General features: G+C 44.1%; 12 protein-coding genes. 2 read left to right on the forward strand and 10 right to left on the reverse strand.

Going from position 1 to position 16867, the window contains the following annotated elements:
- Positions 1-176: 176 nt before the first annotated feature.
- The 3 genes from BDI_RS18735 to BDI_RS18745 all read right to left on the reverse strand — a co-directional run bounded on the left by BDI_RS18735 (position 177) and on the right by BDI_RS18745 (position 7313).
- The gene (locus tag BDI_RS18735) at positions 177-5858 is read right to left on the reverse strand and encodes an alpha-2-macroglobulin family protein (protein ID WP_012056154.1); all 5682 of its coding nucleotides are present in this window, start codon (positions 5856-5858) and stop codon (positions 177-179) included.
- A gap of 87 nt (positions 5859-5945) precedes the next feature.
- Positions 5946-6443, reverse strand: a complete 498-nt coding sequence (locus BDI_RS18740) for a dihydrofolate reductase (protein ID WP_005858889.1) — start codon at positions 6441-6443, stop codon at positions 5946-5948.
- Between the two features lie 75 nt (positions 6444-6518).
- Positions 6519-7313, reverse strand: a complete 795-nt coding sequence (locus BDI_RS18745) for a thymidylate synthase (RefSeq protein ID WP_005858887.1) — start codon at positions 7311-7313, stop codon at positions 6519-6521.
- 393 nt (positions 7314-7706) lie between these two features.
- On the opposite strand from BDI_RS18745, the gene BDI_RS18750 reads away from it, so the two are divergent.
- Complete coding sequence (locus BDI_RS18750) at positions 7707-8855, forward strand: aldose epimerase family protein (RefSeq protein WP_012056155.1); 1149 nt, start codon at positions 7707-7709, stop codon at positions 8853-8855.
- Between the two features lie 631 nt (positions 8856-9486).
- Here BDI_RS18750 and BDI_RS18755 read toward each other — a convergent pair.
- The 6 genes from BDI_RS18755 to BDI_RS18780 all read right to left on the reverse strand — a co-directional run bounded on the left by BDI_RS18755 (position 9487) and on the right by BDI_RS18780 (position 14127).
- Positions 9487-9957 carry a hypothetical protein gene (locus tag BDI_RS18755; protein ID WP_012056156.1) on the reverse strand — a complete coding sequence of 157 codons (471 nt, stop codon included), beginning with the start codon at positions 9955-9957 and terminating at the stop codon, positions 9487-9489.
- 412 nt (positions 9958-10369) lie between these two features.
- Complete coding sequence (locus tag BDI_RS18760) at positions 10370-11305, reverse strand: phage/plasmid replication protein (RefSeq protein WP_012056157.1); 936 nt, start codon at positions 11303-11305, stop codon at positions 10370-10372.
- 48 nt (positions 11306-11353) lie between these two features.
- Complete coding sequence (locus tag BDI_RS18765; protein WP_012056158.1) at positions 11354-11878, reverse strand: hypothetical protein; 525 nt, start codon at positions 11876-11878, stop codon at positions 11354-11356.
- A complete protein-coding gene (locus tag BDI_RS18770) occupies positions 11875-12159 on the reverse strand; it encodes a helix-turn-helix transcriptional regulator (RefSeq protein ID WP_041525631.1) in 285 nt (94 codons plus the stop codon). The genes BDI_RS18765 and BDI_RS18770 overlap by 4 nt, the downstream gene beginning before the upstream one ends.
- A gap of 141 nt (positions 12160-12300) precedes the next feature.
- Positions 12301-12966 carry a hypothetical protein gene (locus BDI_RS19945; RefSeq protein ID WP_012056160.1) on the reverse strand — a complete coding sequence of 222 codons (666 nt, stop codon included), beginning with the start codon at positions 12964-12966 and terminating at the stop codon, positions 12301-12303.
- Between the two features lie 9 nt (positions 12967-12975).
- On the reverse strand, positions 12976-14127 hold the full coding sequence (locus BDI_RS18780) for a site-specific integrase (protein ID WP_012056161.1): 1152 nt from the start codon (positions 14125-14127) through the stop codon (positions 12976-12978).
- Between the two features lie 321 nt (positions 14128-14448).
- On the opposite strand from BDI_RS18780, the gene BDI_RS18785 reads away from it, so the two are divergent.
- On the forward strand, positions 14449-14817 hold the full coding sequence (locus BDI_RS18785; protein ID WP_005858880.1) for a hypothetical protein: 369 nt from the start codon (positions 14449-14451) through the stop codon (positions 14815-14817).
- On the opposite strand, the gene BDI_RS18790 is transcribed toward BDI_RS18785, so the two are convergent.
- Positions 14809-16785 carry an OmpA family protein gene (locus BDI_RS18790; RefSeq protein ID WP_008772625.1) on the reverse strand — a complete coding sequence of 659 codons (1977 nt, stop codon included), beginning with the start codon at positions 16783-16785 and terminating at the stop codon, positions 14809-14811. The two genes, BDI_RS18785 and BDI_RS18790, sit on opposite strands and share 9 nt — an antisense overlap.
- Positions 16786-16867: the final 82 nt, after the last annotated feature.

A 16867-nucleotide genomic window follows, 5' to 3' on the forward strand; every position in this document is an offset into this window, starting at 1 on the left:
AATTCGAATTACAAAGATAGTCATTTCAATTGAAAGTTGAGAATTGAAAACTGAAAATTAGAGGAAGATAACGCTTCTTGCGATGCCTATTCTTACCTTCTTACGGTGCCCATTCTAACCTCCTTATACTGGGCATTGTAAGGAGGTTAGAACGGGCATTGTAAGAAAAGGCTTGTTTAGGGCATGATCCGCAAGCTTTCTCCGGCGGTGTGCGACACGAATTCCGGGGCGTACATACATTGAATCGTACTGATACCTCCGGCGTATTCGCCGCTACGGGATACGTAGACCGGATATTCCAAGACGAACGTACCTTCCGGCAGACGATTGATGAAGAAATTCTCGGATACGTCTTTCGGGGATCTGTAATACCAGATACCGTCTCTTGATTCCGGGCCGGAAAGTTGATCGGCCGGTTCGAAGCAGCCCGCACGTAGATCTTTCAAGAATACGTAATTCATTTCACGGTCTGTCCGGATCGTTAGCCGAACGATTACCTTGTCTCCGATGCGGAGCGGTTGCTCCGGTGTTACGGGACGGATTTGGCGGTTGGTACCGTTATTGGTCTCGACGAATAATTTCTTCTCGACACTCAACACCCCTTTTTGTCCTTTTACCTTGTCGATCTCTTGGAAGTATTGCTCGTAAACAGCTCCCCATGCCGGCGTGTTTCCTTCCTTGCGGATCGAGAGCACGGGGTTGGCGGAATTATTTGCCGGCTCGTTCGGAAGTATCGTTTTGAGGTAACCGGTGGCGATTTCCCCTTCCGCGGTACTATAGGTCTTGCCGTCCCATGTCGCTACACAGGTGTTTTGCGTGTTCAGCCAATCGCTACCCGTGAGTAGCAAGGCGTAAATGGCGTTTACCGTGGCGGGTACGGATTCCCAGTTTTGTGTACGTTTCTGGTTTAGCAACCATTGTTTCATCCGGTTTGTATTCTGGGTATCCGGTGCGATCTCGTTAAAGACGGACATTAATAAGCAATGCGTGTCGATCGGTGAGGTGAAATAATCACTCCCCCTGCGGTTGTTTGCCCAATACATACCTTTCTCCTCGGAGATCGTAGCGGTCTTCTTTAGCCATGTCAGGATCGCTGTCGCCACCTCCTTTTTACCGTTTCGATGCATTAACAAGGCGATTTCGCCCTTACTGATTAAGGAATATTGATTCCAGTGCTTCTCCGCTTGGTTCGTATAGAAACGGATCGCTTCCCGGGCGTCTCCCAGTTCCGGGATATCCCGGTAGGAACTGCGGACGAATAAGAACTCTACCTGCTCCGGCGAGGGCCATGCGTTTTGCCATTTCTTATCGTATTTCAGCAAGTTCTCATAATCCGTTTGCATACTTTTGTCCAAGAACTTGAGGGCCTTCATTTGCATCTCTTTCTCCGCTTGCCCATATTGGATCGCGTTTAGCTGTACAAGCTGTGACATACCTTTCAGGATAGAAAGAGTGATCGCACGGCTTGCGGGGAAACCTTTGAACCAGCTCCATCCACCCTCTTCGTTCTGTTGTTGGATCAGTTGTTGCAAGGCCGCTTCCCGTAATCCGTCCGCACGGTTTAGGTCGAACAATAAAGACAAGCGTTGTTTTTGCTCTGTCTCGTTATCGGCGGCTAGTACCCAAGGCGTCTCCTCCAAGAGTATGTTCTTCAGCTCTTGGTTCTTTTCCAAGTTTGAATAGAGAGTAGAGGCATTCCCTCCTTGAGCGGTCCATTGGTTGATCACTTTCTGGATGCGGGGATGGGCTTGGGCGATATAGGAAGCCAACGTATTGCTGTAATAAGCGGCAAACCAAGATAAGATATTATCATTGTTCGGCTGTGTGATCGTCGGTAATGCCTGTACCGCGTACCAAATCGGATTCCCGGTCATCTCCAGCGTGAGACGGAATGGTGTCGCTCCCTCCGAGTTCCCGGAGATACGGATTTGTTTCTCTCCTTCCTTGAGCAAATAGAACGGGGTACTTTCCGTGATGAGCAATTGATTGGAAAGAACAGGTACGATCTGCTGCTCCCCGTCGCTTCCCTTTTCAGAGTCGGCTAGGATACGTACGCCCAGTAGGTTGATCTGTTTGGGGACTGGGATCATCCAGCTTACAGTAGCGATGCTATCCGGTTGCAACTCAAACGGACGTTGTGACTTGCTCAAGCAGATAATCGGTTGGTCTGTAGCGGGATCGAATAGTTCGATGCGTACACGGCCGGATACCGCTTCCTTGGAATTGTTGATGACTTGCGTGCTGATGCTGACCTCATCCCCTTGGCGGACGAAACGAGGCAGATTCGGTAGAACCATCAAGGGTTTGCTGCTAATGACCTCTTTCGTAAGCAGACCGTATTTTAGGTCTTGGGTGTTGGCCAATAGCTGTAGTTTCCAAGTCGTATTACTTTCCGGCAGGGTGAAATTTACGAATACGTCTCCTTCCTCGTTCGTTTGTAAGGTCGGGTAGAAGAAGGCGGTTTCCGCGAAGTTCCGCCGGGTTTGCTCTGGACTTACCGGCAGGCTGCTCTCTTTGGCGAAAGGATCGGATAGGCTGAACACGGGTTCCCCTTCCGTAGATTCCACACTAGGCTCTTCTAACACGGCGCTGTCTTCCATGATGTTCATGGATTCCGCCACTACTGGGGCTGCCGCGGATTTCAGCATGATACCACCCGTGGCGAAAGCCCGGTTGCTGGAGCCGTATCCTCGTATGACAATCTCATTGAATAGACCGAACCAATTTAAACGGTCATACTGATATTGAGGTACTTTTATATACTTGGCCTCTGTCTGGTCATATTGATAACTACGCTGGAATCCGGCTCCGGTTGAGAAACGGGGAGCTTGTAGCAGGATCGTTCGCCGCGGGGAGAAATACCAATTGAATGGTATGATTTTATCTAGCGAGGCATCATACATGCTGGTCAGTACCTCGGCGGATACGATCGTGGAGTCCGCGTCGGTGATACGGAATTTCCAGCTCTCTTTACTTCCCGGAAGTAAACGATCCCGGAAGGTTATCGGCTTGATGGTCAACTGCCGGTTGGGTAGCTGAAGCTCTACGGGTACTTGGGTAATATATAGTTCACCTTCTTTTACGAACGTAAAGGATACGATGATTCCCTCTCCATATTCCGGCTTGAACGGGATCTTAAACCGATGGTTCGCGTCACTTAGCTTAATCAACTCATGATGGATGCGGTTATTTCCGGCAAACCATTCATAGAGTACGTAGGCGTCCTTGTCGGAGGTGCCGAATACGATTTCCGCTTCCTCCCCGGGTAAACAAGTTGTCTTCTCTTTCAGCAGCCAAGTATGGGTAAATACGGGAGGACGCTTGTCGTTCTTTCCGTATAGGATGAAATCGGACTGGTTCTTACTCTGCCGTCCTTGGCTATCTTTGGCTTCTACTAAAATACGGTAACGCCCGGAGGGCAATGGGTTGAAAATAGCCGGACTGATTTCTTTGCCACTGGTAAAGCTACCGGAAGCTACTTGCTTGCCTTCTTGATAGCTCTCTCCGCTATTCTTATCGGATCGGTTTGCGATCAGTTCTACGATCTTGAAAGTACCGGAGGTGGAAACCATCTCCCCATTGATTGTCCGGGCTTCGACTACGGCTTTTACCGAGTCTTTCTCGATTTGTGGCGGTAGGTTCGTGAATAAGACGATACTGGATTCTCCTACCGAGAAGGTGTAATTTGCCTCTTGGGTCTCTCCCTTGCTATCGGTTACGGTAGCCGATACCTCGTAGGTCTGGTATGCGGAAGCGTATGGATTCGTATCCTCCTCTTTTTGGGGACGGAAAGATACGTTGAATGTTCCATCGCCGGAAAGGGTGGTACTCCCTTCCGCAACTTGTGTCGGAGCGCTCGGACGGAAATACCTCCACAACAGGAAGGGCCTGCGTGTAATACGCCAAGTGACATCTCCGCTGGGTAGCGACACGCCGGAAAATGTAGCCGCCTTGCCTTGTATGGTAACGGAATCGCCGAAAGCGATATCGCCCTTGATCGGGAGGAAGTACGCTTGGAAAGTCGGGCGTTTGTATTCCTCTACATGAATATATACGCTCATCTGTCCGGTACTTAACCGGAAGACGCCGCTTAGGGTCTGTTTGGGGATGGAGAACTCGCCGTTAAAAGAACCGAAGTCATTAGTCGTGAATTTCTTCTGGGCTAGCTCTTTCCCGTTAGCGTCATACAAAGTCACCGTAAAAGTCTGTCCGGCCACGGCATGCGGGTCGTTCGAGTCTTTTACGTAGGCGAGACCTTTGAAGAAAATGGTTTGTCCCGGACGGTAAAGTCCACGGTCCGTAAAGATCGAGACTTCTACCGGGTTCTTTTCCGGTTTGTGGCCGGAACCCATCGGGTAGATATTTGTCAACATAGCGTTGGTATCTCCCGGTCTGCTGGCTTGGAACGCCAATACTTGACTGTTCGCCGGAAGCGTGGCCAAGCCTTCCCGGTCTGTCTTGACGGTACCCAGTTCTTGCAAGCTACGACGCTGACCTCCGTAATAGGTAACGATAGCCCCATCAACAGGCTTCCCGCTAAGATAGTCGGTAACCATGACCTCTTGTTTATTACCGGAAAGATTACGATAGATCGCGGCCAATCGGGTTACGCTAACCGTATTGATCGTCTTTAGCTGTTGTCCGGGTACGGTTACGACACATTCATACAATCCCGGTTGATCCATAGATATATGTAAGGTCGTATCTTGCTGCGAATAGGTGTTGGGCAGTAGCAAAGAGAATGTCTTCTCATTTACGAGTTGTCCCAAGGTGCTGCCACTTGATTTTTTTGCGGATGTATGGGCTGCCGCTTGTAAAGGTGTTTTCGAGCTTCGATAGATTTGTACGATGACTTTCTGTACATTCTTATATTCCAGCTTGATCCCCAGTTGCTGTCCCGGATAAACCGTATTGTTTGTAGATGCGGATAAAGTAGGTTGTTCCAATTGCGCCAAGCGATTCTTTAAGATAGCCGTGCGAGGGTAACCGGAATACCGCTTGATACCCTCCTCGCATAGTTTCACCTCTTCCGCTTTGATAGAATCCCATTGGGTAGAGACGTAACGAAACATACTGCCGCTAACCAAATCCAATTTGGCGATTAAGATCTCGGCTGCATAGTTTTGAGAAGCTAAGTTCCTGTAAAGCTCATCCAATGCGTTCATGTAAGCCTCAAAAGACTCTTTATCCCTTTTATCCCCGTAAAGGAATCGTAGGTAATCCAATTCCGTAAGGAGGACCGATTTCATATTCGGCTCCTTATTTTGAAAGGCGATCAAGTCTTTATAGATCTGTACGGTCGGTTGGATGTCCAGTGCCCGGAAGGCAAGGAACTCATAGAGGGTCGGACGCAGGGTTTGCGAGTCCTTTCCGATCTCCAGAATATCCTTGAACTTGCTGACAGGCGTATTTTGCAATAAGGCCGTAGGTCGCAATGATAAATCGATCTCTTCCTTGATCTTATCCGTGAATAAGTTGGAAGTCCATACCCGGATATCCTCCGGGATATAACCGCTTAATTGGGTTCTTTGGTTGATGGTCCACTGGTTCCGTTGGTAGTAATTCTGATACATCTCCGCCAGCATGGAATGTAATACCGCCACGGAAGCCGAGTCGGCGCAACTGTTGGTGTAATTCTCCACCTCCTTGATCAGTTCCGGGAACTGATCATCGTTTACCTCCATCTGTTCTTTCATTTTAAGGATAAGATTCTTGATCACCATAGGGGTATTCTTATCGTTTATAGCTTGCGTGATAACAGAACTTTTTTGTTGAGGCTGGGCGGCCCGGCTATACATAATAACCGCCGAGATGCCGCAAAGTATCAGGGCAGATAAAATAATTGCTCTTATCTTCATATCTTTTGGGTTTTATAAGTTTAACAATAAACCTTTCCTATATAGATACAAAGAAAGAGCAAAAAGTTGTAAAACGTACGTTAATGTTTATTTTTTGCGCACGTAGGTGATGTAGGTGTAGGGGTAAGGGTTCTTCTCGTCTGCGGGATACTCCTCACGTTCAGTCTCTTCCCAAAGGTCCCAGTTTACGACGGGAAAGAACGAGGTAGCGTCGGGAAACTCATGATGGATGCGGGTAATATACATTTTGTCGGCTATTCTCAAAGCCTGTCTGTAGACCAACGCGCCGCCAATGATGAATATCTCGTCCTCTTTCTCACATAAATCCAGAGCGGCCCCCATAGACTCGCAAGCGAAACAATTCACGAAACCAGCTTCGGGCATAGTCGTCAATACGACATTCTTCCGATTGGGCAGTGGCGCTACAGGGAGAGACTCGAATGTCTTACGTCCCATGATTACCGCATGTCCCGTGGTTAATTCCTTGAAACGCTTCATGTCTGAAGGCATGTGACATAATAATTGCTGATTCTTTCCGATCGCGCTTTTATCTGCGATTGCTGCGATGATAGAAATTGTACTCATAGACTTATTGATTTATGATTTGTAATTTATGATTTATGAATTAACTGTCAACTGTCCATCGTCAACTGCCAATTCTCAGACGGCCACTTCTCCCTTGATGTGGGGATGTGGGTCGTATCCGGTCAAATTGAAATCCTCGAACTTAAAATCGAAGATGCTCTTTACGTCCGGGTTGATCTCCATACGGGGCAACGCACGTGGCTCACGTGTCAATTGTAACTTAACTTGCTCCAAATGGTTGCTGTAGATATGGGCGTCTCCCAACGTATGAACAAAATCTCCCGCTTTAAGGCCGGTAGCTTGTGCCATCATTTGTAATAACAAGGCATAGGAGGCAATGTTGAACGGAACGCCAAGGAAAATATCCGCGCTACGTTGATACAATTGTAGGCTCAACCGTCCGTTCGCCACGTAAAACTGGAAGAAAGCGTGGCAAGGAGGCAGGTTCATGTTGTCTAAGTCCGCCACGTTCCATGCGCTTACAATGATTCGTCGTGAATCCGGGTTATGCTTGATCGTCTCCACGGCCTCGGTGATCTGGTCGATAGATCCTCCTTTATAATCCGGCCATGACCGCCATTGGTAACCGTATATATGCCCAAGGCTACCATCCGCGTCGGCCCACTCGTTCCAGATGCGTACGCCATGATCTTGCAGATATTTTACGTTGGTATCTCCATTCAGGAACCATAACAATTCGTAGATGATAGACTTCAGATGCAGCTTCTTGGTAGTGAGTAGCGGGAATCCCTCTTCCAGATTGAACCGCATCTGATGACCGAATACGCTGATCGTTCCCGTACCCGTCCGGTCTTCTTTTCTAACTCCCTCGGTAAGCACTCTATTGAGCAGCTCTAAATATTGTTTCATTACTCACTTATTACAATAGTGTGCAAATGTACAAAAGTGAATCGTATTATACTAGAATAACGGGTCAAAATATGAAATCGGTTGAGGATTCAAACGGTTTCTTCATGTATCCTTGGCGGTTTCTTCGGGAGGTATTAGGGGATTTGTATGAAGGTATAGCTTATTTATCATCTGTTGGACGATCATCTACCAACTGTTGCATGATCTTCCAACGGCTGTTGCATGATCATCCACCAATTGGTGGATGATTAAGATGTCAAGAGGAAGAGTGTAGTACTTCGGGAGGAAATCGGTAAGGATTCCCGAGAAAATGCGTAAGGATATTGGACCTCATGTGGATAGAATGCGTATCTTTGCCCGAAGAATAACATTTATTAATTTTAAAGGAAAGAGATGAAAAAACTTTGTTTTGCGGTCATGGCAATGTGTATGTTATTGTCATGCGGAGGTAAGAATGAGAAGGAGGCGGCTACGGAAGAGGCCACTCTTTCTGGTTTGATGAAGTCGGATTTTGTATCTGAGGTAGATGGTAAGCCGACTGCTTTGTATGTGTTGAAGAATAAGAAAGGGGCTGAGGCTTGCGTAACGAATTGGGGCGGACGCTTGGTTTCCGTGATGGTGCCTGATAAGAACGGTAAGATGACGGACGTGGTGCTGGGTTACGATAATATCGCGCAATACGTGGCGAACCCAGACATGAATTATGGTGCCTTGATCGGACGCTATGGCAACCGCATCGCGAATAGTAAGTTTACGTTGGACGGAACGGAGTATCAACTTCCGCAGAATAATAACGGCCATTGCTTGCATGGAGGTCCGAAGGGATATCATGCGGTAGTTTGGGACGCGAAACAGGTCGATGACCAAACCTTGGAGTTGACTTATCTATCGAAAGACGGTGAGGCAGGTTTCCCCGGTAATCTGGATATCAAGGTGATCTATAAGTTGACGGATGATAACGCCGTTGATATTAAGTACGAGGCTACGACGGATAAACTTACTGTCGTGAATTTGACAAACCATAGTTATTTCAATCTTTCCGGTGTCCCCGGCTCGCAAATCATGGATCATACGATCATGATCGATGCGGATACATATAACCCGGTGGACGAGACTTTGATCCCGACCGGTATCGAACCCGTGGAAGGCACACCGATGGATCTTCGCAAACCGGTAGTGGTAGGCGCTGATATCGACAATCCGTTTACGCAATTGGTTTATGGTGGTGGTTACGATCATAACTGGATTTTGAACGCCGCCGGCGATATCAATAAGGTAGCCGCTAAAGTTGTATCTCCGACAAGCGGTATCGTTATGGAAGTTTACACCAATGAGCCGGGTCTTCAATTCTATGCCGGCAACTCAATGACGAAAGCGGGTGATAAAGGCAAGTTAGGTGTGGTTTACCCGCATCGTGGCGCTCTATGTCTGGAGACTCAACATTACCCGGATAGCCCGAACCAGCCGGCATTCCCGAGCGTAGTGCTTCGTCCGGGCGAGAAATATACGAGTGAGTGTATTTATAAGTTCTCGGTAGAGTAAATAAGGAAGAAAGTTCCGGATTTGGAAATATCCACATAATGGTGAGGCGTATATACATAAATAGGATGTATATGCGCCTCTCTTTTTTACTCACGGAAGCATCTTGTTTATAGTGGAAGAATTTATCGCTAGAGAGTATACGCTATCTTTTCCCAATAGATTTTAAAAGAGAAAAATAAATCCATATGATGTATGAGAAAAAGCGTTATATTTGTATCGATAAAGTAAACTCTTGTGGAAATTCAAGGGTTTATGAATCAAAGTGTGATTACGATAAGCGTTTAAGATATTATCTTTGGAACTGAAAATCGCCAAGTTTCAAGTCGGACAGAGATAATAGGCAACTAAACGCTCACGCTTGTTATATATACTGCCTAATAGTATACGTAATAAGGCGTGGGCTGTTGTTTATTATTTGTCCGATGGGTGTTTGGCGATTACCAATAGTTTTTGCTGTAATTGATTGATATTTAAACAAAAAGCCCACTTTGTTTTGAAAGTGGGTAACAAATCAGTAACAAAATAGCCTTTTTATTGGGCTTGTGGGCTTTTCTGATACAAATATACTGAATCTAAATTAAACAGCCTAATTAAAAATGTCCAACCTCTATTAGTGTTCAAAAACAAAGTCTTATTCTACAATGATTAAACGATTATAAATCTGTCCATTATAAACATATTCTTCCATCCTTCCAATCACTATTTTCCATTGGCTTTTAAGTTGCATATTTAAAGTGGATGTTATGGGATATGAAAAGTGTATATCTGCAATAAGGTAATATCTAAAATTTTGACTATCCAAGTTTTCGTTTAATTTTATTTCCTCATTTCTCAAATCAACCGGAGGGCAAATCTCGTAAAAACCAACTTCATTATCTTTGATTGTGAAAGATAGTCTATTACAAGAAGAAATGATATTACACCCGGTTCCTACTTTATTATTTTCACTATAAATAAAATGGTTCCCAAAATAGAAAGTTTGAGTATATTCCTTTCCATTAACAAACTCAATTTGATAAGCGTCATTTGATTTATCTTCATTGTCCTTGCTACATCCATAGAAGAAAACTACTACTATGAATAAAAATAGAATCTTTCTCATAATCTGTATGTTTTTTATTGATAATCGTAATACAGACCATGTAAAAAATAACGTGGGCTTGCACGTTATCGGAGTAAAGGTACGACCAAGTAACCCACAGACCAATAATAAGTACAGCCCACGCATAGCACGGGCGTTCACTCATTACTCAACGGTCTGTAATTTTTATTGGTCGTTTTTTACTCCATTGAATAATAGCTAACGCTAATATTTCCAAATTTTACACGGCAAAGATAAGTATAAGTCAATAAAGGACAAAGAAAAAGGGCTGAATCTGTATTATTGTAGAATACTACATAACCATATAGGACATTTTATAATTTTAGGGATATACACTAAAACTTGCACTTGGGGTCTCTACCTGTTACCAATTTTTGGTAACAACATACAACTTATTATAAGGGTCTTGTAATTACACGTATGCTCCAACATTCTTAATCTCATCATCAAGTTCCTTTATATCTTCATCGGATATAGAAACGCTTGCCTTGTTTGCCACTTCAATAATTTTCTTCTTTAGCCTTGTGTAGCACTTCCTGTCACCAAACACTTTTGCTTCTTTCAATTCTTCTAGAAAAGTCGTTATTTGGCTTTGGTCGCTTTGGCTTATCAAACGTGCCACTAACACATCAAAAGCATCTGAAACGGTTTTAATTTCACTCATAACCTCTGTTTTTAGCTGGTTCAACTTGGATATTGAAAAATAGTGTGCCTGCCACTTCCTTACAAGTAACCTGTAAAACTTACTTTCTGATAATGTTGAGGCTTGCACCTCTGGAACTCCTATTTGTTGAGATAACCGCCCGTTCAATCTCATTTCATATTTTAGCAAGTTGGTTTCAGTAAAACCATCTGGTATTATCAACCCTTTTGCATCAGCATCAGCCCTTTTATCATAAAAACAAAATACTTTGGGTTGCTGTTTTCCTTTGTGCTTGTAGTAAAGCGTACCTACATCAAAGTGATAACGTGCCAACTTAGGCATATCGCCTAACTTTTTCAGATATTCATTTACTGGTTTCCTCATTACAAACTGTGTCCCAAATTCAAGCCCTGTAACTTTAGCCTCTTTCATATCTATATGTAAAGCGTCTGATAGCTTTTCTATCGCTTGGACGGTACTATGTCTGTCAAGTGGATAAACATTGCTTGGATATAGGTATTTTGCCAAACTGCCTATAATGGAGTAACCGCCTGTATAGATAGACACTTTCAACCCGTCCAGACTGCCAAAGATGCAAACTTCCCCCGTTTTAAGGTCGGTTTGCTCTTTTGCCTTATCCAGATAACCGCTTATGTCTGGTGTACCTCTCATTCTTGGGTAGAGTAGCTTTAACTTATCATACATTGTTACCAAAATTTGGGTACAACCTACAACTTATTATAAGGAACTTCTTTATTTGGCTTGTTTCCTCAAAGCATCCAATACTTCATTAAAGCCACCCATCACAAGTTGTTTGCAATAAGAGGAAATCAAGACTTTTGCACCATCTAAAACAATCAATTCAATAAAAGACGGTCTAATCTTTTCCGTTTCTGTTACCGCTTTATCGTCTTGGTGAACAATAAACAAAAAGCCATCATCTTTATACTCAAAGAACGGGTTAACCTTGTTCTTGGCACTGTATGTCTTATCTGCCAACGGGTAGCCATAAGCAAAGCCACTTAGTTTACCGTCCACAAAATAATCTTTCAAACCTGTAAAATTCAAGCCATTTTTAGCCTGTAGTCTTATAGATGGAACATTTGCGTTCTCTTTCAGCTTTTCCATAAGGTACATTGATACTTTACCGTTCCTGCCTGTAATAGTTTCTATCGGTGGATAATAACCCGCTTGTGCTGTCACTACATATTTGGGCGTTTTCTTGCTTGTTGCATCAAATTCCAGACGTGCATAATAAAGAATATTGGGCGTTATCATAAGTTTCCCCCTTTCTTTCCTGTAACCACATAGGCAATAGCCTGTTGTTCTGTCTCCTTTATGGTCGCTACTCGGTTCTGTTTCATCCACGCTTCCACCTCTGAACGGTCAAAGTATATTTGTTTCCCGTTTGGACGATAATAGGGTATCTGGTGGGTACACGTTAAACGGTACAAATGAGATTTACTTAACCCTGTCAATAAGGCTACATCTTCCAAGGTTAGCACATTTTTTGCTGCTAACAAGGAATAAACTAAAATTTGATTTATCTTTTCTTCCATGTCAATTTTCTGCTTTGCGACGTTGGAACTATGTACACTCGCCCCTCTGCCTGTTAAACATGGTACAAAAATCGATAATGATAACTACAAAAAAACACACCGTTATGAAAGCGGTGTGTTAGAGTGTGTAAGGTATGTGAATTACTCAAATAGGGCATCTACTTTTTCATGTCCTGTCGGCTCAAATTTGGTATTGTTTTTCATCCAATTCTGCTTTGCCCCCTTCAATTTATCTATTCCTTGTACTTTCCCCTCATATCCAAATAGAGTTTCAAAAGGTTTCCAACTGGTTTGTATATTGCCGTCCTTATCCATCTTATTCGTTAATTTCAAATAGCGGCTCATTCTATCAGCAAAATAGGATAATAGCTGTATTGTACCATTCCATTTATAATTACTATCGCATAATTCTGCTGCAATAACTTTTTGCAAAATAGCTTTAGCCTTATCAGTATTTAATACGTTTGGCAAATTTTCTTCATTATTATTTATAACAAATTTCCCGTTTAAGGCATTTTCTATTTGCCTGTAGAGGGTATCACGCTCTTTTTCTTTTTCTTCAATCATAGCGAGCGTTACACGTTCATACGGAGATGCTCCATTGTTCAACCATCTATTAATATTTCTCCATTTGCAAAGAAGTTCTGTAAGATACTCTTTCTCTGCAAGCCGTTTTTGGTCTTTATAGCCTAATATAAAGCCGTTTTCATCAATAGTATAGTATTCATGGTTTTGCTTATAAATACCATCTACCATGTCCGCTATTTCTCTGTCAGATAGAATGCAATTAATTTCTGGAATTTTCACGTTACCACTTTATTTGTTAAACACGTTATTTACAAGGTTTACCGCCTCATCCTTTTTCTTATCCACTATCTTTGCATAAATGGTAGTAGTTTTCACCTGTGTATGTCCTAACAGTTTGCTTGTTGTGTACAAATCAGCCCCTAAAGTAAGCATCATAGTTGCAAAGGTGTGCCTAGCGGTGTGGAAAGTTATCGTTTTTGTGATACCGCTATTTTGTGCCCACGTTTTCAGTACTACATTGATATAAGTTGCATAAGGCAAATGAAAGATTTTATCAGTGTCCTTTGCATCGTCCCGTTTGGGCATCCACTTTAAAGCCTCATCAGACAAAGGCAAATACAAAGTCTTTTGGGTTTTCTTCATTACAATCTTTACCCTGTATTGGCTACCGTCTAAAATAACATCGCCCCATGTCAAAGCCTGTATGTCACCTAATCTTAAACCACAAAAGCAACTGAACAAATAAGCCTGTTTGGTGGGTTCATTGATGCACTTGGAGGCTATCAGTAATTTAATCTCATCAACCGTCAAATATTCACGTGTGCTTTCTGGTATCTTAATCCTATCGTCTGGATTAATCTTTGTGATAGGGTTGTAAGGTATAATTTCTTCTTTTACAGCAAGGTTTAAGGCACAATTCAAGCATCTAAAATAACCTGCTGTTGTTACTTTAGCCATTAGTTTACCGTCTTTCCTTTTGGCGTTATTCAGATAGTCAATAAAGCCCAAACAATAAGGCTTATCAACTTCTTTCATTGTAACGGTATCGCCTCTGTATTTTATAAGGTGTTTTATCGCTTTGTCTATCTGGATATGAAAAGCGGCACTTTGCCCCGTCTTTAGTTTGTGGTCACTATAATGCCTCATCCAATCAATCAAAAGCATCTTGGAACGTGAGGCGTTTTTTGTTACTCCTGCCTCATCGTTTGTAAGTTCTATAATCTTTTGTGCCTTGATAGCGTTTGCAGCCTGTAAGGTATTTGCATTTCTTGCCTTTGCCGTTTCGTCCACTTCTGGAATGATATACAGCCTTAAAAATTCATAAGTTCTTTTACCATCCTTGTAAATATCCAAATAGAGGCTTTTATTGCCATTGGATAGACTTTTTGCCCTTAGCTTGATAGGTTCTTTGGCTTTGAGGGCTTTTTTCTTCTTTGCCATAGCTATAATGTTGATTTGTTACCACTGGCAAATATAGGCATTTTTTGTTACTCGACAAATACAAGTAACAAACAAGCAACAAAAATAACTCAATAATCACCAAAAGAAAGACAAATTAAGCCTTGTTTCCTATTGTGATAAATTACTCAAATAGCTGATAATAATTGCTTTTAGTTGTAGTTTAATTGATATTGGTTTTTGTAGTGTAGGTTATTGGCGATGCCTCAGTTTCGAATAGTAGATTAACAGTTCCCACGCTTCTTTTTTGTAGCATATAGAAATACCGAACAAGGTGAACGGTCCGGTTTGAGGGAAACGTATATGGAGGTAATTAAAAAGCAACGTTTGGCTGTCTGTCGTATATTATTGGATGTAGTGGAAGGTGCGTGTGAGGTCCGTGATCCAGATCTGATCATGCGGACTCGTCATTATCCGGCACTTCAAAGGGAGATGTGTTTTGCGGATCGGGATTGGGAAGAAGCGAGAGATTTGAGTGTACTTGCCTGCTTGGTACTATCCAAGGAATTGCATTATAAGGTTAAGATGATGATCGGTTTGGTAGCTCATGACTTGTATTCAAGGGAGTCCTCGGTCTCTTATCAGCAACGCCTGTCCTTCGATGTGCTGATGAGTGCGATCGATTGGCCGGTCTCTTTTAAGGAGATCACGCTCTTTGCTCCCTCAAAATAAGTTATAGTTTGTACGTAAGACCTTGAATTCCGTTCTGCGGTTGATCTGGTCGGCGATCTCTTGCTGTTCCGGCGGCAGGGCAAGGATGAATTCCTCGGTAAGCACATCGCCTTCCTTCAAGAAATCGAATTGCTTGGCCATCTTCTTGTTGATCGTCTTGGGAACGCTTTCTCCATATCCTTTCGCTTCCAGACGAGCCGCCTCGATACCTCCCGCTATTAGGTAATCCACGACCGATTGCGCACGGCGTTGAGCCAAACGCTCGTTATACTGGTCCGTACCTTTCCGGTCCGTGTGGGCACCCAGTTCGATCGTTACGTTCGGGTTATCGTTCAGCATCTTGATCATCTCGTCCAAAGCTTTCTTGGATTCCGGACGAAGGGTCGCTTTATCGAAATCGTAGAAAATGTTATCGATAACAACTGGCTTGCTGATCGGAGAGAGAAAGAAATCCACGATATACGTCTCGTTTTTCTCCTCGGGGCCGGTATGCAACTCGTAATTCTGGTTGAGGTAACCACGGGCGCTGGCCATCATGACATAACGGATGTCCCGTTCCAACTCGACACGATAGGTACCGTCTTTCTTGACCGGGACTTTCACGTTCAGTCCGTCTTTTCCGACGATGCGTACGGTAGCGTCCTCGATCGGATATTCATCGACATCGTTTACGATTCCTTCGATGAAGATGGTGATCGTAGGCCGTTCAAAGGAATATATATGGTCATAGCCCCGTGCGTCGTTGCGGTTGGAGCAGAAGAAGCCTCGTTCCTCTTTTCCGGCGAAGGTGATACCGAAATCGTCTGCCATAGAGTTGATGGGAGCGCCTAGGTTCTCGACATTCCACTTCCCTGTACTGTCTTGCGTGGCCTTGAACAGATCGAGACCGCCCATTCCCGGATGTCCGTTGGACGCGAAATAAAGGGTGACGGAATCCCGGACATACGGGAACATCTCGTCTCCCGGGGTGTTGATCTCTTCTCCTAGGTTCTCCATCGGGCCGAAATCGTTTCCCGCTACCCGGGCACGGAAAATATCCTTGCCACCGAAACCGCCCACGGCGTCGGATACGAAATACAAGTATTTGCCGTCCGGCGAGATGGAAGGATGGCCGAGGGCGGTAACCGAGTCTTTTACGATCGTCGCACGGGTTCCTTTTCCCCATTTGGCGCTGCTTCGGGTAGATATGTAAATCTCGGCGGTACGAGGGCCTTCCGGATCTTGGGCGCAATAGGTATAATACATCGTGTTTCCATCGGGGGAGAAAGAGGGGGTTCCTTCGTCGTATTCCGTATTCACCTCGTCTTCAAGCTCTACGGGAGCTAGCCAAGCCCCTTTCTCGTCTTGCTTGACAAGGAAGAGGTTATTGTTATTTTGCCCGGTGATGGCGCTAACTTTCGCGTCTTTGTCTTTCGAGCGGGAAGAAGCGAAGTATAGTTGGTCGTATTTATCTCCAGCCAGCATCGGACTGAATTCTCCCCGGCGGGAATTGAATTTATCCATGCGCCTTACCTCGTAGCGGGTAGGGTTCTTTTTCCATCCGGGAGCTAACTCGCATCCTTGTATGCCGTTGATGGCTAATAAATTGCTAGGATCGTTCTCCATATAGATATCGTAGTTCTTGATCGCTTCCGGATAACGTCCGGTCTTCTGTAACATCTGTCCCATGCGTAGATAGACGGTACTATCCGGATAATCATAGCGGATGGCGTTCATATAGGCGCTAGTCGCTTTCGCCGTATTATTGATCAACCGGTTACATTCGGCCATACGGTAAGCGATATAGCCGCGCAAATCCCTTTTCTTCGGGGATGTTTTCGTGTAAACTTTACGATAAATGGCGGCTGCCTCATAGTATTCCCCGATACGCTGCTTCTCCTCGGCATCGCTCAACTTCGCCGATTTGCAGGAATACAAGGAAGATACGATAAGCAAAAATAAAACATATATAGTAAAATGCGCTTTCATTCAATCTGGAATATATTCGTGCAAATATAACGAATTGTATGGGATCTTATTGTATGTTGAAAGAAAACAGTTACCTTTGTAG

The organism is Parabacteroides distasonis ATCC 8503 (genome assembly GCF_000012845.1).
Classification (GTDB): Bacteria; Bacteroidota; Bacteroidia; order Bacteroidales; family Tannerellaceae; genus Parabacteroides; species Parabacteroides distasonis.